Genomic DNA, 17538 nt, shown 5'->3' with positions numbered 1-17538 from the left:
TTTGTTTTATATTTGTATTTATAAAATTTACAATATTAATATGTTGTTTTTACACTAAATTCACATTTGGGTGTTAAGATTCCATTGTAGAAACCACATGAAACGAAAGGGGAAACCAAACATTGAACTATCAACTGAGTCATCGTGCCAGCACGCTAAATCCTTATATCGGAGCAGAATTAAGAGATAAAGTCGAAACACTTCGCCGCTCAGGCCGCAAGCTTATCGCGCTTAACGTGGGCGAACCGGATTTTCCCACACCGGTCCATATCGCTCATGCAGGTATAGAAGCGATTATCAAAGGTGTGACGAAGTATACCCCCGTGCAGGGGACACATGATGTCCGGCAGGCTGTCTGTGACAAACTCGAGCGAGATAACGATCTTAGTTACAGCCCGGAGGAGGTGGTCATCACCACTGGAGCTAAGCAAGCAGTGGCGAATGCGTTGCTCTCAATTTGCAATGAGGGCGACGAAGTACTTTTGCCGATTCCCTGCTGGGGGAGTTACCCGGAAATGATCGCCTACGCAGGAGCGGTTCCTGTGTTTGTTGAAACCGAACCGGAACAAGACTTTCAGCTAAACGTGGAGCGGCTTGCCAATAAAGTAACTTCCAAGACGCGGGCTATTTTGTTGACAAATCCCAATAATCCGACCGGAACGGTGCTTGATCGAGAAACGTTGTATGCTATCGGCATGATCGCCGTTCGTCATGATCTTTACATTATTGCGGATGAAATCTATGAATATCTGAATTATGGTGAGAAAGTTCCCTCAATCGCGGCTTTAAGCGAGGAAATTAAATCGCGGACGATTACGATCAACGGGTTGTCCAAGGCGTATGCCATGACGGGCTGGCGAATCGGTTACGCCTGCGGCCCCTTACCCGTGATTCGAGCCATGACGGTCCTTCAAAGCTACACCACCTCCAATCCAAGTTCGATCGGTCAATATGCAGCGATTGTGGCGCTCAAAGATGAGGGGGATTCGGTCAATGAAATGACAAAATCTTTTGATGAACGAAGACAATATCTGATTCGTGAAATTCAATCGATTCGGGGATTGTCATGCCCCAATGCGAGAGGCGCTTTTTACTTAATGGTGGATGTGTCCCGTTACTTTGGTTCAGTTTATGAGGAGGGGACGATTGCTGATAGCAAGGACTTTGCCGAATATTTGCTGGATCAAGTGGGTGTCGTCGTAACGCCGGGGGACATGTTTCAGGCTCCACGATTTATTCGGCTTTCCTATGCTACATCCCTGGCACAATTGCAGGAGGCTGTTGCCTTGATCAGGGCGGCATTGTCTCTATTGAAAATGAGAGCGGAGAATCTGAAATGATTCCTAGTATGACTCGAATTCTGTAAGGCATCAATCGATGCAAAGGAGTGCATATGGATAAACATCTGGTTTGGGAAAGGAAGAGGGGATTGAGCGGGCAAACGGTGAAAAATAAAACAAGCATAGCCAAATGGATGTACACGAATTTAACGGCTTATGTATTGGTTTTTCCAGCCATTATGCTTCTTGTTGTATTTCATCTGTATCCGATGGGTATGACATTTTTTCTGAGCCTGACGGACTGGAATCTGATTACCCCTGATTTTAATTGGATTTTCGCAGGCAATTATTCGCGGATGTTTACCTCGTCCGAATTTTGGAGTGTTGTTGGACACACGTTTATATTTGGAATTTTCTCCGTCGGCTTTACGGTCTTGCTGGCTACTGTACTGGCTGTTGTACTGGACGAAAAAATGCGAGGCGTCAGGTGGTTTCGCTCGGTCATATTTTTACCCTACATTACGCCTATGGCGGCTATAGGAACCCTATGGGTGTGGATGTACAACAAGGATTTTGGTCTGATCAACTGGGTGCTGGATTTTTTCAATATTCCTGCCGCTCCTTGGCTGGCAAAGCCGGGGTGGGCCATGGCTGCGCTAATCATTACGAAAGTCTGGAAGGTGGTCGGCTACTATATGGTAATTCTGCTGGCAGGCAAGCAAAACATAGCGGACTCCCTGTATGAAGCAGCCAAGATGGATGGAGCGGGAAGGCTGCAAGTGTTTACCCGGATTACGCTGCCGCTGCTCTCTCCGTATATCTTGTTTGTTGTGATCGTCGCGTTAATTGGCGCTTTTGAAGATTTCGATCTGCTGTTTACGATGACCCGCGGCGGGCCGGCAGAGAGCACCAATATGATCATTTATTACATTTACCAGAATGCCTTTGAATTTTTTGATATCGGCTACGCTTCTGCAGCCTCATCGGTGCTATTTATTATCCTTATGCTCATCACATTTATCCAGATGAAAGTCTCCAAAAGGTGGGTGCACTATTAATGAGATTGCAGCAAGTTGCATTTAGATGGTTCGGATTCTTCCTTTTGATTCTTTTTTCAATTGTTATATTATTCCCCTTTATATGGATGTTGAGCAATTCATTAAAGAGCAACGATCAAGTGTACGTGTTTCCTCCTATGTTGTTCCCGGAAGTGTTCCACTGGGAAAACTACGTGGAAATATGGAAAATGGCTCCGCTGGGCCGGTATCTATTCAATAGCCTTTTCACAGCAAGCATCACGATCATGGTGCAACTGCTGTTGATCATCCCGGCTGCTTATGCCTTTGCCAGACTGCGTTTTAAGGGAAGCGGTTTTCTTTTTCTCTTGGTGCTGGCTACCATGATGATTCCGGACCAGGTTACGTTTATCCCTAATTTTTTGACGATCAAACAATTAGGGTGGGTGGATACGTATATGGGCTTGATCGCGCCATTCACCGTAAAAGCCTTTGGCATATTTATGCTGAGGCAAGCCTTTATGCAAGTGCCAAAAGAGCTTGAGGAGGCGGCCATTCTCGATGGCTGCGGACACACCAGAATCATGCGTCATCTCATGATGCCATTATCGGGTGCTGCTGTTGTGACGTATATCTTGTTATCCTTTATCTGGAATTACAATGAACTGTTTTGGCCGCTCATTGTAACCAATAATGAAAATTTGCGGACCGTTCAGTTAGGACTGTCGCGATTTATGGAAGAAGGCGGCGGAGGGAGCGGAGGAACGCAGTGGAATCTGGTCATGGCCGCTGCTACAGTCATTATCGCTCCATTAGTCGTATTATTCATTTCCATGCAGAAGTTTATTGTCAAAGGTGTGGCCACTACGGGTTTGAAGTAAGCGATAAGCCATTAAAAAACGAGGTGAAACCATTGAAAAGCAAATTCATTAAAAGTGTTCTCGTGGCGTCAAGTTTGGTTATGGTACTTGCAGGTTGCGGGCAAGGAGCTTCGTCTTCCTCCTCATCAGATCAAAATAGCAAGCAGAGTCCGGTACAAATCGAGTTCTGGTACGGCAATAGCGGCGTGATCGGGGACACCATCAAAGATTTGACCGAACAATTTAATAAATCGCAAAATGAAGTGAAGGTCAATGCGGTGTTCCAGGAAAGTACGAATAATATCGGCAAGAAATTATTGACGGCAATTGTGGGCAATGCTGTACCAGATGTTGTTCAGTTGAACGCGAGATTCTGGCCGGCCTTTGCTTACAATAAAGCATTGCTGCCGCTTGACTCTTATATTCAAAATGATCCGGAGTTTAAGTACAACGATTTTGTGGACAGCTTTGTAGACGACACTTTAATCGAAGGAAAGACATACACCCTTCCCTTCAACCGGAGTACACCGATCATGTACTACAACAAAGATGTCGTGAAGGAGATCGGGCTTGATCCAGAGCACCCGGTAACCACTTGGGATGATATGATGGCCGCCGCGAAGAAAGCGACCGTCGTCAAGGATGGGAAGACAGAACGATTCGGCTATGCGTCATTGCTGCCACCCCTCTACTACTACTCGTTGATGTGGTCCAATGGTGGAGATATTCTTACCCCGGATCATAAGGATGTTGTTATCGACCAAGCGCCGGCGATTCAAGGTCTGGAAATGTACCGGAAAATGATATATGACGATAAAACCATGATGCAGCCTATGGGTGGGAATAGAGATGGCGATCAGGAAATGATCAATTTCCAAAACGGCAAGGTAGCTTTCCTGCTGGCCTCGACAGGAGACCTTAACCAGATCCAACAGAATGTCAAGTTTGATCTTGGCGTTGGTTTTGTACCAAAGTTTAAAGAATATGCCGTTCCTACAACCTCTGGGGGAAATCTCGCTATTGTGGCGAAGGCACCGAAGGAAAAGCAAGATGCAGCCTGGAAGTTCATGAAGTTCCTTACCGATAAGCAGCAAACCATTTATTTTGCTCAGCATACCGGATATATGCCAATTCGCAAATCTGCCGTTGATGCGCCTGAAATGGCGAAGTTTTATAAAGAAAATCCGTTCTTCAAAATCACTATCGATCAACTTCCTTATGGTAAGGGAATCCCGGTCGTGCCTAACTTCGAAAAGATTGAGACTGAAATCCAAAATGCGCTCGGAAGAACCTATGCCGAAAACGTTCCGGCCCAAGAATCAATGAAGGAAGCTGCCGACAAGATACGTGAGCTGTTGAAATAATAAAGTGTAGCTAAAAAACGAATGATAATTTGATAGAAAAGGACTGAGAACCATGGGGAAAACGGCTGAGAAGAAAAGTCCTTCGGGACGGCGGGTACTCATTATAGGAACGGATGGATTAAGGCCCGATCAGGTTAATGCCGACACGACGCCCACTTATTGCCAGTTAATGGAAAGCAGCACGCTATTCAAATCTTTTTATTCCGCTTATCCATCGCTGACACGGGTGTGCATGGCCTCATTAACGACTGGATCCTATCCAGGGCAGCATGGTTTGATGGGCAATCTCATGTACGCGCCTCACTTTTCGGAAGACGGACTGCTCCAGACAGGTGACCATCGGGAAATATTGCAATTCCAGCATCGAACTGGGGAAGAGCTGCTCTTGCGTCCGACGCTCGGGGACCGATTGGCCCAAGCGGACTTGCGCTTGACGGTTTCGGGCGGAAGTTCGCCCGGAGCTTCATTGCTCTGGAATTTTAACCATCCGCAGCATGTCATGAATCCGTCTACCGACTATGGTCTTCCAGAGCTTAGCGAATTGCATGCTGCCCGAGGCCCAGTCGCTGACGAAACTGATGTCTTGATCCACAAGAAGGAACGCACTTTATGGGCCGTTCGCACGCTCATTGAACAGCAATTGCCCGATGAGCAGAATACCGTTATGGTGCTGTGGCTTCCCGAACCGGACGAAACACAACATTATTGCGGCATTGGTTCGCAAGAGGCTAAACAAGCCCTAAGACTGGTGGATCAATGTTTGTCCGAGATTCTGGAGGCTGTCTCGCAACTTGGCCTCGAGGATGAACTGGATATCATGCTCATCAGCGATCACGGACATTCGACAGCGAACATGGTCGGTAGTCTGGAGCACTATTTGAATCAAGCTCGGAAAGAATTGAATAGAGAACTGAATTTTATCGCGGTGGACGCTTTTATTTATGGGGACGAGAATCAAGTAGAGGAATTGCAGGCGCTCGCTGACTGGCTATCCGCCCAACCCTGGTGCGGTATGCTATTGGCGAGAGAACCGCTTCATCAGCAACTGAACAATGCTCTTCCTTTGAGTGCGGTGATTGGAAAAATTACCCACGAGAGAGCCCCTCTGTTGGCCGTTGTTCCAGAGTGGACCGATGAAATAAATCAGGATGGCATTCAAGGCGTTGTTCATTATTTAAACTCAAAGACGGAGAATAAAGCCTACCATGGCTCTATCCGGAATGAGGATATGCGACCGTTTTGCATGGGAATCGGCCCAAGCTTTAAAAAAGGTCATGTGACGGACATTCCGGCAGGCATTATTGACATTGCGCCAACGGCTTTGCACCTGGTTGGGGTTACGGGTGAAAGCGGCTTTACAGGAAGGGTTTTATTTGAAGGTTTAAAAGATTGCGAAGAGCAGGCGGTTCAGCACGACGCTGTGAAGTATGAAGAATTATATACGGATTCCGAACGAGTAAAAGGAATTCAGATCGCTAATGTGAATGGATCGACATATCTCACCGATTGTTTTTGTGAAAATACGAAAGAAGCTCTCGCGAAAGCCGCGAAGAAAGGATGAGATATGATGCTGACAAATTTTTGGGATAACAAGGAAGCGGACATGCTTGACCTGATCGAGAAGATTGTCAATATCGATAGCGGGACGTTTTATAAAACGGGTGTGGAGCAGGTGGGGGATGTGCTGGCCTCTGCTTATCAGGCGCTTGGATTTCAGGTTGCAGTCGATCAGCAGTCTGAGCGGGGGGATCATTTGGTCATTACTCATCCTGAGGAGCAGCACCCGGACATCTTGATTATTGGGCATATGGACACGGTATATCCTGTGGGTACCGCACAAAGCCGGCCATTTTCACGCGATGAATCCTTTGCCTACGGACCCGGCATATACGATATGAAGGCCAGTCTGGTCATGACGCTGTTTGCGATAAAATCATTGATTGAACAAGGCGGCGAGAGCTTCAAGCGGGTCAAAATCATTCTAAATTCGGATGAAGAGCACGGTTCGATTTTTTCCAGGGAATTGATTGAACGGGAAGCGGCAAGTGTTAAGTATGCTTTGATCGTTGAACCGAGCGATATGACGGGGAGGCTTATAACCGGTCGGCGCGGCGGCGGTAAATTCGAATTGCATGTAACCGGTAAGGCGGCGCATTCTGGAGAAGAACCGGAAAAGGGACGAAGCGCCATTGGTGAACTTGCTCATAAAATTATTCAACTTCATGCGCTGACTGATCCAAGTGCAGGCGTACATGTCAATGTCGGGGTGATTAGCGGCGGAACGACGCCCAATACAATTGCTGCCCAGGCCAAGGCTTCTATTGATGTACGAATGGAGACATTGGAACAGGCTGTGGAGTTGGAGCGCAAAATCAGAGAGATTTGCGGGGCGGCAACGACTGAAGGAACAACGTTAGTCTTGCAAGGCAGTATTACAAGACCTCCGATGATCAAAACTGCGAAATCTGAGCATTTATTGAAAATCGTGCAAGAAGAAGCGCTGCAGCTGGGAGAGTCGTTAACGGATATGAAAATAGGTTCAGGATCGGACGGCAACCTGACTGCGGCAGTAGGAGTAGCTACGATTGATGCGCTAGGTCCCCGTGGAGGTAACGCACATACTGCGGAGGAGTTTTTGGATATCGAAAGCTTGGTGCCGAGAACAAGACTTCTGGCTAACCTGATTAAACGATTAAGTCGTGAATAAATAATTAACTTGCATGGATTAAATAAAAATACCAATGTTTTAAAGGGGATATGACATTGCGAAACAAGATGAAGCAAAAACTTTTAGCAGGTAAAGCGGCTTTAGGGGTCTCCATTATGATCCCTTCTGTCCAGCTTGTAGAAATGGCCGGGAAATTAGGATACGATTGGGTGCTGATTGATTGCGAGCATGGTTCCATAACCTTGGAAACCGTTGAATACATGGTCATGGCAGCGGAAGCGAGCAACATTACACCTATCATTAGACCGCAAAAAAACGATCCGGAGCTGATCGGGCAATACATGGATCGTGGTGTGATGGGGATACAAGCACCCCATGTCTGCTCTGCGGAAGAGGCTCAGAAAATCATCAACGCTGTAAAATACCATCCGATCGGCAACAGAAGCCTGGCCGTGGGAACACGCTCCGCCAATTACGGATTCGGGATCACGTTAACCGAATATGCCGAGCAGGCTAATGAAGATCTGTTGGTCTGCGTCCAAATTGAGGACAAGGAAGCTGTTGATAACCTTGATTCTATCGCAAAAGTTGAAGGGATTGACGTGTTATTTATAGGTCCGTCTGACCTTTCTCAATCTCTTGGACACCCCGGAAATGCCGGGCATCCTGTGGTACAAAAGGTTATGGATGATGCTTTCTCCAAAATCATTGATTTGGGTATGGTAGCGGGTACGGCAGGGAATCTTGAAATAACGCCGAGACGTTTGGAGCAAGGGATTCAATATTACTATACGCACTTAACGACGCTGCTGGCTTATTCATCTTCCGCATTCTTAGGGAATGCCAAGGATTGAATCCCCAAGCTACACACATGAACGGATTTGAGAGGAGCAATATCATGTCTAACATTAGAAAAGCACTCATCCCCTTATTGTGTATCCTATTCATCTTCGGAACGATTGGATGCACGGCACAAGGCACTCCAAACACTGGTTCTGCTGAAAGCGGCCAAAAGGAAGGTTCATCCTATACGCCTGACAAGTTGAAAATCGGGGTTATTCCCAGCGAAGACAGTGAAAACGTTGAATCCAAAATGGAGCCTTTAAAAAATTATCTTTCCAAGAAGCTTGGCCTGGAAGTTGAAATCTTTGTGGCCAATGATTATACGGCTGTAGTGGAAGCAATGAGAAGCAAGCAAGTTGACGTTGCTCATTTAGGACCGTTTTCCTATCTGCTAGCTACCGACAAGGCTAATGCCGAGGCTATCGTTTCGAAGGTTGACGCAGACACTGGATTACCAACATACAAGAGCGTTATTCTAACACGCAAGGACTCGGGAATAAAGAAGCTTTCCGACCTGAAAGGTAAGACATTTGCCTTTATCGATCCAGCATCTACTTCAGGAAATTTAGTGCCTAGAAATGAGCTGTTGAAAAATGGGATTGATCCAGAAAAAGATTTTTCCACTAGTCTCTATGCGGGTGGTGGGGATGCTTCAGCACTGGCAGTGCAGAATAAGAAAGTTGATGCTGCCGCCACTTCCGATACTGTTTATAAAGAAATGCTAGCGAAAAACATGCTCCCGGATGTAGAAGTTCTACATGAATCAGCCCCTATCCCAACCTCTCCGGTAGCAGTACGAAAAGACCTGGACAGCGGATTGGAAGAAAAAATTAAGCAGGCTTATCTTGATATGGATAAGGAATCTCCTGAATCTTTGAAGGCCTTGGGGTTGGATAAATATGGTGAAATAACGGATTCGGCTTATGACAATTTACGGGAAATAGCTAAGATACTAAATTTGGATCTTTCTGAATTGAAATAGACTGAATAAAACGGAGGAAAACAATGATTGAAGTAGTTGACTTGGTTAAATCTTATGGTCAAGAAACCATTTTAAATAATATTAATTGCTCTTTTGAGAGCAATGACGCGGTAGTGCTGCTCGGCCCCAGTGGGGCCGGCAAATCAACCTTGCTAAGGTGCTTAAACGGGTTGGTTGAAACAACTTCCGGCAGTATCTACATCGATGGAAAAAAGCTTCCAACCAATAAAAAGGAAATACGGCTGTTAAGAAAAAATATCGGAATGATCTTTCAGAATTTTAACCTTGTCAAGCGACTCACAGTGCTGGATAACGTGCTCTGTGGGCGCCTGTCCTATAATCCGACCCTGCCGTCTTTATTCAAGGTGTATAAAAAGGAAGACTATGAATTAGCTCTTCATTACCTGGAGAAGGTAGGTTTGATTGAGAAACGAAATCAAAGAGCCGACAGCTTAAGCGGTGGGCAAATGCAACGGATTGCTATTGCGAGAGCCTTGGTTCAACAGCCAAAATTACTGCTTGCCGATGAGCCTGTTGCCAGTCTGGACCCCAAAACGTCCCATTCTATCATGGATCTTTTGATGGAAATCTATGAGGAAGAGAAACTAACCATGATTATAACCCTGCATCAGATTGACCTGGCTCCAAAATACAGCAAAAGAATTCTTGGTCTGAACTCCGGGAATATCGTGGCGGATTATCGTGGCGGATTATCGTTCCGATCAGGTCAATGCTTCTGATTTGTACCAACTTTACGAGAACAATCAGGAATCAGGTGAAGATAGAAATCATCTCAGAGCTGTCGGTGACATCCATGGATTGAAAAAGAGTTTATAGATATGAGGAGCAAAGACATGATTGTTGATCAGAAAAAAAGTATGAGTGCCAAGGTTGGCCGCGAGCCTTTTGACTTTAAAAAAAATTTCCCGAAATTGTTATCAACAATAGTTGCTCTTGTTGTATTAGGCTGGAGTGCTCAGCAGGTTCATTTTAGTATTTCCGATCTGATCAAAGGGCTCCCCAACATATGGGATTTTATTTCCAGATCATTTCCTCCTGATTTTTCACAATTAGGTAAATATTCACTATCGGTTCTTCAGACTGTTCAAATGGCACTTGTTGGTACTGTACTTGCCATCATCATTGCAATTCCGCTCGGAATAGGTGCAGCCAAAAATATCAGTCCACATCCTGTAATTTACAATATTTGCCGCACTATTCTCAACACCATCAGATCGATTTCAGAAATGATAGTGGCGTTAATTTTTGTAACTGCTGTTGGCTTGGGACCGTTTCCCGGCGTACTAGCTCTTGGCATCCATTCCGCAGGAATGCTTGGTAAGTTTTATGCTGAAGCTATTGAGAATACGGACAGAGGCCAAATAGAAGCTCTGGAAGCATCAGGTGCCAATCGTTGGCAGGTGATCCGCTATGCCATCTGGCCGCAAATTTTACCAGAGTTTATATCAGTAAGCCTCTTTCGCTGGGAAATTAATGTAAGGTCAGCAACAGTACTGGGATTGGTCGGAGCCGGGGGGATAGGATTTGAATTGACCAGTACCCTTCGTCTGTTCCGCTACCAAGAAACGCTTACCATTGTTATCTTGATTTTGGCTACAGTCATGATTTTGGATAAGTTGTGCACAAAAATTCGACAGCATATTATATAGGATGCGGAAATGATGTATTAAAAACGAATATTATAATTCGAGAGGGCGTTCCTGAATGACAAGGGAGCGCCTTTTTACAGAAACGGACAACTCAAGGGGTCATCTTCTTTGATAGCCGCGTCACTTAGGCTAGCCGTTGAAGGAAGCTAGCACTTCATTCAAATCCATGTCCTGCCATTCGAGCCACCAGATCGTCGTCTCCACCCGGGTTATCCCGCAGATCAATGACGACTTCCTTTACGTGTTTTTCTCGAAAGTTTTAAATAAATCATCCAGCGCCTGCGCGGGATCGGATTGTGTCGTTCCGGGAAGGAAATAGTTGATCTTTACGTTCCCTTACTTTTCCCGAAGGATCTCTCTTTCGGTCGCAGACGGATTCTCGCTCCAGAACCTTTGGTCAAATCCTCCTAAATGCTTTTCCCATCCATGAAACCGAGCTTAATTCCGCCGTTGTAGGCTGGGCCGCCCGCCACCAACAAGCTCACCAGCACCTTGCCGTTATTCAATCGGACCGCGCTCATATCGACTCCGCCGCCGACTTCATCTTTAAACACGGCATTATCGCCGTACAACGCTTTCACCCTCATCACAAGCTCGACAGGGTCGAATGGCTTCGTCATATAATCGTCGGTCCCGAGCTGGAAGTCTTTTATCCGCCTCGATCAGATCGAATCTTTCATTCTTCAAATAAAGGCGCATCAAGGCGCGAATGTTCGGATCGTCGTCGATGATAAGAATTTTAACCATCTTTATCCATCCTTCAATGGAAGATTAAGTTTTTCTCACAGATCAGCATGGTGAGCTGATAAGAAACGTTTTTTTGGCTTCCCAATATCCAATCCATTCTCCCGGTCTATAGTGAGCTGGCACTCTTCGATAATCATACTATTCGGAAGACCTTTTGGGCTGCCTCTCGTCTTAACGGAACCTTAATTATGAAGCGTCAGAAGCCATGACAAGATGAGCTGGATGTAAGAAAGAGTTAAACGAAGGGGTAGATACCGACTGTACATTTGAACTGAGAGGAGATGTGTAGATGCCCAGATTTATGAATAAAAAAATAAATTCAGATTTTTTGGTGAAAATAACGAAAAGAGGAAGGATATACAAATCATGATCGAATTTACTTACGAGATAGGTAAGGTGGCCCGTTATGCAAAAATGGTCTTTGCACCCGCCAAAAACGAAAGGAGAAAACGCCTCATCCGGTTCTACGACATTAGTATCATCGCTCGACCGGAACGTCGACACGCTGAAAAGCATTTTGGGCGAAGCCGATGACGTTGTATTTCGTTCCTTCCTGGTAGGCGGCGAGCTTGAGGCGCAGCTTGTCTACATTCCCGATATGTCGGACAGACAGGAAATCGACAACAACGTCATGAAGCCGCTCATGATGATGACCGATTCGGAACCAAGAGATATTTTGTCGATCAAGAACCGGGTTTTGCCTATCGGGTCGATCGAGGAGCTCGCAGATCTGAGCGAATGCGCCAGGCAGTTGATTAAAGGTTATTCTTTGCTGCTGTTCGAGGATTGCGACCGTGCCCTGCTGCTTAAAATCGCCAAATGGGATAAACGATCCGTGGCAGAACCGCAGACCGAGCCGTCGCTGCGCGGGCCTCGCGAAGGCTTTACTGAATCCATTTCGACCAATTTGTCGCTCCTGCGGCGAAAAGTCCAGAGCGTCAAGCTGAAATTAAAATCATTCCAGTTTGGCCGCAATACCGAAACAGAGGTTTATATCGCTTATATGGAAGGCATCGCGAAGCCGTCCTTGATTCAGGAGGTAGAGAGCCGCCTGGAGCGCATCGATATGGACAGCCTGCTGGAAACCGGATACATCGAAGAACTTACGGAGGACGCTCCCTATTCGCCGTTTCCACAACAGCAGTTTACGGAGCGGGTCGATATCGCCGCCGCCGGCTTACTGGAAGGCCGTATCGTGATTCTAGTCGACGGTACGCCAGACGTGCTGATCGTTCCCGTAACGCTCGTTACTTTGCTGCAGGCGGCGGACGATTATTATAACCGTTCGTTATATTCAAGCCTGCTGCGTATTTTACGCTACTTCACGTTGTTTATTTCACTGATGCTTCCGGCGGTGTATGTTGCACTGCTGACCTTTCATCAGGAGATGATCCCGAGCAAACTTTTGACGAGCATCGCATCCTCGCGAGAGGAGATCCCGTTTCCGACCATCGTGGAAGTGTTGATGATGCAGTTGGCGTTTGAGGTGTTGCGGGAAGCAGGGCTTCGTCTTCCACGGCAAATTGGTTCAGCGGTGACGATCGTCGGCGCGCTCGTTGTGGGTGAAGCGGCGGTCTCCGCCGGCCTCGTATCCGCACCGATCGTCATCATCATTGCTTTCACGGGCATTGCGGGATTTACGGCACCGCATTATGCGCTGGAATTCGCCGTCCGTCTGCTGCGCATCCTGCTCATCCTGGCTGGAGGGCTGCTGGGGATTCTGGGTGTCATGTACGGACTGCTTGCCATTGTCATCCATCTGTGTACGCTGCGCTCTTACGGGGTGCCTTATATGTCCCCGATCGCGCCGTTTGTGGCGAGCGACATGAAAGATGCAGCGGTTCGGCTTCCGTGGTGGAAGATGATCACACGTCCGAGCTTTTCGGGAAAAAGGAATCGACGGCGCATGACGTCAGGGCAGCGGCCAAATCCGAGGAAAGGTGGCGAACGTTGAAGCCTTATGCGAAAAAGTAATCTGATATCCGCCATGCTTCAGCTTTGCAAATGGCTGCTGCCTTTAGTGGCAGTAGCGGCTCTTCTGCCCTTGACCGGCTGTTGGGACAGGGAGGAAGTGAACGGTTTGGCGATTGTCACGAGTGCTGGATTTGACCGCATGAAGGACGGAGCCATCGAAATGACTTTGGAAATCGCGGCCCCACAACAGAAGGAAAGCAGTAAGACGCAAAGCGGGGATCGTAAGGAACAGAAAGGAAAAACGATTATACACTCCGCAGTCGGCGAAACGGCAGGAGATGCGCAGGGCCGGCTGCAAATGATGCTGCCGCGCAAGATTTATTGGGGACAGCTGCAAGTGCTGATTGTCGGAGAAGCGCTTGCGCGTGACGGGTTTCGCGAACAGCTGGATTACCTGGTGCGCCACGATGAGATTCGCCTGCGGGTCGCGCCATTCGTCACCCGCGGTAAAGCACGAGATTTTTTCGAATTGCCTTATTTATTGGAACAGACTAGAGCAGATTTTCTCCAAAGAGAATCCGCGCGCGTCTTTCAAAAACCGATAACGATAAGTCAATTGGTGCAGCGTTTTAGTAGCGATCAGCAATCGGCTATCCTGCCCTTCGTTGATTCCTCGAAGGAAGGAGGGGGCAGTGAAGGGGTTCCGTATATTAAGGGTTATGCAGTATTTAACCAGGGGAAGATGGTTGGAACAATGACGGGGAATTCGTACTTTGGGATGAGATTGACAATGAATCAATTGAAAAGAGATGTACAAACCGTAAACGTAGGAGGAGAGTCTCCTTCCCACGTAACGCTCACGACCATCCGCTCGAACTGTCGCTTACTTCCATCGCGTAAGGAAGGGGAATGGCAAATGAATATCCATATCTCTTCAGGGCTTAGCATGATTCAAAACACAACCCGTCTGCCTATGTCGGAACCAAAACATATCCACAAGGTTGAAGCAGCGATGGCTGAACATATTCGGGAAAACGTAGAACAGACGGTAGCGGAGCTGCAGCGTATGCGCGCCGATATTTTCGGTTTCGGGGAGGCAATCAATCGTCAAAATCCCCGGGAATGGAGCAAGCTTAAGCCCCGTTGGGATAACTTCTTCCCAAGGATGAAAGTTAATGTGGCGGTCGACATTAACGTACGCCGCATCGGTATGAATAGCGCACCCGCAGGGTTGCCGCCAGAGGAGCAAAGGAAGCCATGATTTGGGTGAAAATTGCGGGAGTTTCGCTGGTCTTAGCTATGATCGTCAGGTTCGAGTGGCTCCGTCTGAACCAGGGCCTTGCCCGGGAGCGTGCAGCGCTTATCATCATGGCGGCTATTGGATGGATTGCCGCCCTGCTGGTCATTCTATTTCCGGAAATGCCGGGGCCGATTATGTTGATCGACTGGCTATACCGGCCGCTTGCCGGCTTAATAAGTTGATGAGGTGATGCAGATGGTGGAAAAAGGGAAGATTTCTCCGGGGCAATTTGCGCTCCTATTGTACTCACTAACCGCCTATGACGGGCTGCTGCTGATGCCTAAAATTACAGGGGAGGCGGCGGGACGCGATTTATGGTTGTCGCCGATCTGGGCGCATCTGGTCGGTGTATCCTTCGTGCTGGCGATGCTGTGGCTCAGCCGTATGTTTCCAAAAGAGACGAGCATAGCGTACAGCAAGCGGGTATTTGGCAAGTGGGCGGGGAAGGTGGCTGGGATTGTTATTCTGTTTTATGGCTTTTACCTGACCAGCGTTGTTTTAAGGATTTACAGCAACTTCATTTCCTCTGTTTTTTTGGAAAGCACACCCTCCTTTATTATCGCCGGGGGCATTATGTTTCTGGTGTCCTATGCGGTAAGGGGCGGAGGGGAAGTGCTGGGACGCCTGGCGCAGCTTTTTTTACCGGTTACGATCGTTGTGTTCGTGCTGCTCACCATCCTCACCATCCCCGAATGGAACGTGTCCAACGCTCTGCCGATTATGGGAAAAGGTATGGCTCCATCGCTTAAGGGAGCGATCGTTCCGATCACCTGGTTCTCAGGGTATCTATTGTTGGGCATGTACTTCCCGTTATTGTCGAATCAGCGGAAGGCGAAGTTGTTCGTGTTGATCGTCTGGTTGGGGGAGATGGTTACGCTAGCCATGTCCGGACTTGTGTCTGTTTTTCTTTTTGGCGAGTATTCAAGTATGCTGAACTATCCGTTTGTCGAGGTCGTTCGTTATATTGGACTTGGTGATTTTTTCCAACATATTGACGCCTTGCTGCTAGCTGTATGGCTGCCCGGCACATTTATCGAATTGACCACTTATCTTTATGCGGCGGTGACGGGAATGGCCGAGTGGACCGGACTCAAGGATTATCGGGCACTCGCCTTTCCACTTGGATTTCTGGCTTTAGTTGTGAGCTTCTGGGGTATTTCCAGCGATGTTGATTTTGACAGATATTTGGCGACCAGCCACATTTTTCTTGATTCCACGTTTATCGCCTTTGGCTTGATCCTCTTCTTGACGGCTTGGATCCGCAGCAAACTGGGGGCTTGGAAAGCCAAATAGTCCCACCCTTCATGTGTCTCCAGGGGGGGAACTATCCAATATAGCGAATGACTATCCTATGTTACTCTACATCTGCTCTTGAACCTCAATTGGTGGGCCGAAGTACTGTCCATGATCCGGAGAAGCCTCCAACCACAATTTTAAGGTGGTATAGGGGCCTCTTCTTATTTGGCCATGAAAAAATCTGTCCGTTGGGCAAGATGAATTCATCTTACATATGGAAGAGAAAAATCCATCAGAATGATAAAACTATTTGGGGCGCTGACCTGTCTAACATGCATTATACAGTAAACAATGAAAGTCGAGGTATCACCGGCAATGGAGGTGTATCATCTGAATAAAGCTAATGCGGCGTTAACCGTACAACAGTTCAGCGACCGGTTGATGGGATGCAAGGAACGAAACTTATCATTTGATATTATAGGCAGTTTAGGGATAGATTCTAAAACTGTTATAGGTCTCCAAAGTAGTGCAGGCTATGGTAAAGTAATTGGAAGACAATCAGCTGATGGAAAGTTGATATGGAGATTGGATTACGATCCTAACAAATGAACTCATATAAATATTGAAGATTATCGAGAAGGAAAGGGAAATAAAGCTATTAAGCTAGTTATTCCTTTTGAAGGTAATGAGAGTACTTTCCAATCTTTATTAAGGCATTTTCAAAAATAACAGTTGTGATGGAAGAGACGAAGCAGCCGTTAGTAATGCTGGAGGACTGGGGGGTGCTGGGACCGAATGCAGGACAAACCCTGAATCCCAACAGTTTGGAAGAATATGCTGAGAATATACGAAACGAGATTCGTAAAGTGAAGAAGTTGACGAATAAGAGCTTTGCGGTAAATTATATCTTTCCGTTTGATGAAAGAGGTACTAATTCGTTTACTACCTTGCTTTTCAATATTTAGTTGAAGAAGAGGTGAAATATGTTCTCGCCATTGGTAACCAGATGATCGCAAGGCAAGCGAAATGGTTAAGTTAAAAAAGCACGGCATAACGATAACGGTTCTGTATCGACCGATCACACCTACAGTTCAGAACATCATGGAAGCGGAGAAACATGGAGCTGACGCTGTCATTGTCACCGGTAGCGAAGCGGGAGGGCATATCAGTCAGTGCAATGTTAGTCTGTTTACCTTGCTACCTCAAGTCACTGCAGCAGTTAGAATACCTGTAATTGCGGCTGGCGGTATCATTGATGGACGAGGAGCTAAAGCAGCCTTCGCGATGGGAGCACAGGGCATATACATGGGAACAAGATTTATCGCGACAATGGAGAATCCTGCGAGTCATGCGGCTAAACGAGCAATTGTACAGGTTAACAGCGAAGATATGCTTGAACTTGAAGGAGTTCATGAGCGAACGATTTCAACACCAGGTGGAGTAATAGCTTATCGGTTCATTAAGGAAGGGGAATCTCAAGAGGCTATTCCGTATCATAAAAACGGATATAAAGAGGCGCTCCTATTAGGGAACTTAGATCAAGGAACCATTAGTGTTTCTCCTTCAGCAGGAGGAATCCACGAGATTCTGACTTGTCAGGAAGTTATAGACGATATTGTAAACCAAATTAATCATTGATGAGTCATTGATAATTAACG

The 17538-nt window shown here is 46.8% G+C and carries 18 protein-coding genes and 1 pseudogene; 17 read left to right on the top strand and 2 right to left on the bottom strand.

Annotation, left to right across the window (positions count from 1 at the left end; all coding sequences use genetic code 11):
• Positions 1 to 122 precede the first annotated feature (122 nt).
• From MHB49_RS17895 to phnE, 10 genes are all read left to right on the top strand, one after another.
• Positions 123 to 1340, top strand: a complete 1218-nt coding sequence (locus tag MHB49_RS17895) for a pyridoxal phosphate-dependent aminotransferase (protein WP_405152393.1) — start codon at positions 123 to 125, stop codon at positions 1338 to 1340.
• Positions 1341 to 1444: 104 nt separating this feature from the next.
• The gene (locus MHB49_RS17890) at positions 1445 to 2338 is read left to right on the top strand and encodes a carbohydrate ABC transporter permease (RefSeq protein ID WP_405152392.1); all 894 of its coding nucleotides are present in this window, start codon (positions 1445 to 1447) and stop codon (positions 2336 to 2338) included.
• Between the two features lie 173 nt (positions 2339 to 2511).
• Entirely contained in the window at positions 2512 to 3177 is a 666-nt protein-coding gene (locus MHB49_RS17885; protein WP_405152391.1) for a carbohydrate ABC transporter permease, read from the top strand.
• Positions 3178 to 3239: 62 nt separating this feature from the next.
• Positions 3240 to 4520: an ABC transporter substrate-binding protein gene (locus MHB49_RS17880; protein ID WP_405152390.1), complete on the top strand. Its 1281-nt coding sequence runs from the start codon at positions 3240 to 3242 to the stop codon at positions 4518 to 4520.
• Positions 4521 to 4572: 52 nt separating this feature from the next.
• Positions 4573 to 6081 (top strand): alkaline phosphatase family protein, encoded by a 1509-nt coding sequence (locus MHB49_RS17875; protein WP_405152389.1) that lies wholly within the window; start codon positions 4573 to 4575, stop codon positions 6079 to 6081.
• 6 nt (positions 6082 to 6087) lie between these two features.
• Complete coding sequence (locus MHB49_RS17870; protein WP_405157166.1) at positions 6088 to 7227, top strand: M20 family metallopeptidase; 1140 nt, start codon at positions 6088 to 6090, stop codon at positions 7225 to 7227.
• A gap of 116 nt (positions 7228 to 7343) precedes the next feature.
• A complete protein-coding gene (locus tag MHB49_RS17865) occupies positions 7344 to 8042 on the top strand; it encodes an HpcH/HpaI aldolase/citrate lyase family protein (protein WP_405152388.1) in 699 nt (232 codons plus the stop codon).
• 44 nt (positions 8043 to 8086) lie between these two features.
• Positions 8087 to 9013, top strand: a complete 927-nt coding sequence (gene phnD, locus MHB49_RS17860; RefSeq protein ID WP_405152387.1) for a phosphonate ABC transporter substrate-binding protein — start codon at positions 8087 to 8089, stop codon at positions 9011 to 9013.
• 23 nt (positions 9014 to 9036) lie between these two features.
• The gene (gene phnC, locus MHB49_RS17855) at positions 9037 to 9753 is read left to right on the top strand and encodes a phosphonate ABC transporter ATP-binding protein (RefSeq protein WP_405152386.1); all 717 of its coding nucleotides are present in this window, start codon (positions 9037 to 9039) and stop codon (positions 9751 to 9753) included.
• 114 nt (positions 9754 to 9867) lie between these two features.
• The gene (gene phnE, locus MHB49_RS17850; RefSeq protein WP_405152385.1) at positions 9868 to 10683 is read left to right on the top strand and encodes a phosphonate ABC transporter, permease protein PhnE; all 816 of its coding nucleotides are present in this window, start codon (positions 9868 to 9870) and stop codon (positions 10681 to 10683) included.
• Positions 10684 to 10837: 154 nt separating this feature from the next.
• Here the strand turns inward: phnE and MHB49_RS17845 are convergent, their stop codons facing one another.
• Positions 10838 to 10903: a hypothetical protein gene (locus MHB49_RS17845; RefSeq protein WP_405157165.1), complete on the bottom strand. Its 66-nt coding sequence runs from the start codon at positions 10901 to 10903 to the stop codon at positions 10838 to 10840.
• A gap of 349 nt (positions 10904 to 11252) precedes the next feature.
• Positions 11253 to 11333, bottom strand: a pseudogene (locus MHB49_RS17840) (DNA-binding response regulator); the annotation flags it as partial.
• A 503-nt stretch (positions 11334 to 11836) separates the two neighbouring features.
• Between MHB49_RS17840 and MHB49_RS17835 the strand changes: the two are divergent.
• The 7 genes from MHB49_RS17835 to MHB49_RS17805 all read left to right on the top strand — a co-directional run bounded on the left by MHB49_RS17835 (position 11837) and on the right by MHB49_RS17805 (position 17518).
• On the top strand, positions 11837 to 13384 hold the full coding sequence (locus MHB49_RS17835) for a spore germination protein (RefSeq protein ID WP_405152384.1): 1548 nt from the start codon (positions 11837 to 11839) through the stop codon (positions 13382 to 13384).
• A 6-nt stretch (positions 13385 to 13390) separates the two neighbouring features.
• Positions 13391 to 14605, top strand: coding sequence for a Ger(x)C family spore germination protein (locus tag MHB49_RS17830; protein WP_405152383.1), 1215 nt, complete (start codon positions 13391 to 13393; stop codon positions 14603 to 14605).
• 38 nt (positions 14606 to 14643) lie between these two features.
• The gene (locus tag MHB49_RS17825; protein ID WP_405152382.1) at positions 14644 to 14826 is read left to right on the top strand and encodes a hypothetical protein; all 183 of its coding nucleotides are present in this window, start codon (positions 14644 to 14646) and stop codon (positions 14824 to 14826) included.
• 7 nt (positions 14827 to 14833) lie between these two features.
• Positions 14834 to 15937 carry an endospore germination permease gene (locus MHB49_RS17820; protein ID WP_405152381.1) on the top strand — a complete coding sequence of 368 codons (1104 nt, stop codon included), beginning with the start codon at positions 14834 to 14836 and terminating at the stop codon, positions 15935 to 15937.
• 294 nt (positions 15938 to 16231) lie between these two features.
• A complete protein-coding gene (locus MHB49_RS17815) occupies positions 16232 to 16489 on the top strand; it encodes a hypothetical protein (RefSeq protein WP_405152380.1) in 258 nt (85 codons plus the stop codon).
• 128 nt (positions 16490 to 16617) lie between these two features.
• A complete protein-coding gene (locus MHB49_RS17810) occupies positions 16618 to 16845 on the top strand; it encodes a hypothetical protein (protein ID WP_405152379.1) in 228 nt (75 codons plus the stop codon).
• A gap of 61 nt (positions 16846 to 16906) precedes the next feature.
• Positions 16907 to 17518 carry an NAD(P)H-dependent flavin oxidoreductase gene (locus tag MHB49_RS17805; protein ID WP_405152378.1) on the top strand — a complete coding sequence of 204 codons (612 nt, stop codon included), beginning with the start codon at positions 16907 to 16909 and terminating at the stop codon, positions 17516 to 17518.
• Positions 17519 to 17538: the final 20 nt, after the last annotated feature.

The organism is Paenibacillus sp. FSL K6-0108 (assembly GCF_045040695.1).
GTDB lineage: Bacteria > Bacillota > Bacilli > Paenibacillales > Paenibacillaceae > Paenibacillus > Paenibacillus pabuli_B.
Note: the sequence above shows the minus strand (reverse complement) of the source record. Positions and strands in the feature narration are given on the sequence as shown.

What these genes read in the sequence shown, in the direction of transcription:
- MHB49_RS17825 (WP_405152382.1), top strand. Translation starts at nt 14,644, where the DNA reads ATGATCGTCAGGTTCGAGTGGCTCCGTCTGAACCAGGGCCTTGCCCGG.
- MHB49_RS17830 (WP_405152383.1), top strand. Translation starts at nt 13,391, where the DNA reads ATGCGAAAAAGTAATCTGATATCCGCCATGCTTCAGCTTTGCAAATGG.
- MHB49_RS17820 (WP_405152381.1), top strand. Translation starts at nt 14,834, where the DNA reads ATGCAGATGGTGGAAAAAGGGAAGATTTCTCCGGGGCAATTTGCGCTC.
- MHB49_RS17815 (WP_405152380.1), top strand. Translation starts at nt 16,232, where the DNA reads ATGAAAGTCGAGGTATCACCGGCAATGGAGGTGTATCATCTGAATAAA.
- phnD (WP_405152387.1), top strand. Translation starts at nt 8,087, where the DNA reads ATGTCTAACATTAGAAAAGCACTCATCCCCTTATTGTGTATCCTATTC.
- MHB49_RS17805 (WP_405152378.1), top strand. Translation starts at nt 16,907, where the DNA reads ATGGTTAAGTTAAAAAAGCACGGCATAACGATAACGGTTCTGTATCGA.
- MHB49_RS17875 (WP_405152389.1), top strand. Translation starts at nt 4,573, where the DNA reads ATGGGGAAAACGGCTGAGAAGAAAAGTCCTTCGGGACGGCGGGTACTC.
- phnC (WP_405152386.1), top strand. Translation starts at nt 9,037, where the DNA reads ATGATTGAAGTAGTTGACTTGGTTAAATCTTATGGTCAAGAAACCATT.
- MHB49_RS17810 (WP_405152379.1), top strand. Translation starts at nt 16,618, where the DNA reads ATGGAAGAGACGAAGCAGCCGTTAGTAATGCTGGAGGACTGGGGGGTG.
- MHB49_RS17835 (WP_405152384.1), top strand. Translation starts at nt 11,837, where the DNA reads ATGCAAAAATGGTCTTTGCACCCGCCAAAAACGAAAGGAGAAAACGCC.
- phnE (WP_405152385.1), top strand. Translation starts at nt 9,868, where the DNA reads ATGATTGTTGATCAGAAAAAAAGTATGAGTGCCAAGGTTGGCCGCGAG.
- MHB49_RS17865 (WP_405152388.1), top strand. Translation starts at nt 7,344, where the DNA reads ATGATCCCTTCTGTCCAGCTTGTAGAAATGGCCGGGAAATTAGGATAC.
- MHB49_RS17870 (WP_405157166.1), top strand. Translation starts at nt 6,088, where the DNA reads ATGCTGACAAATTTTTGGGATAACAAGGAAGCGGACATGCTTGACCTG.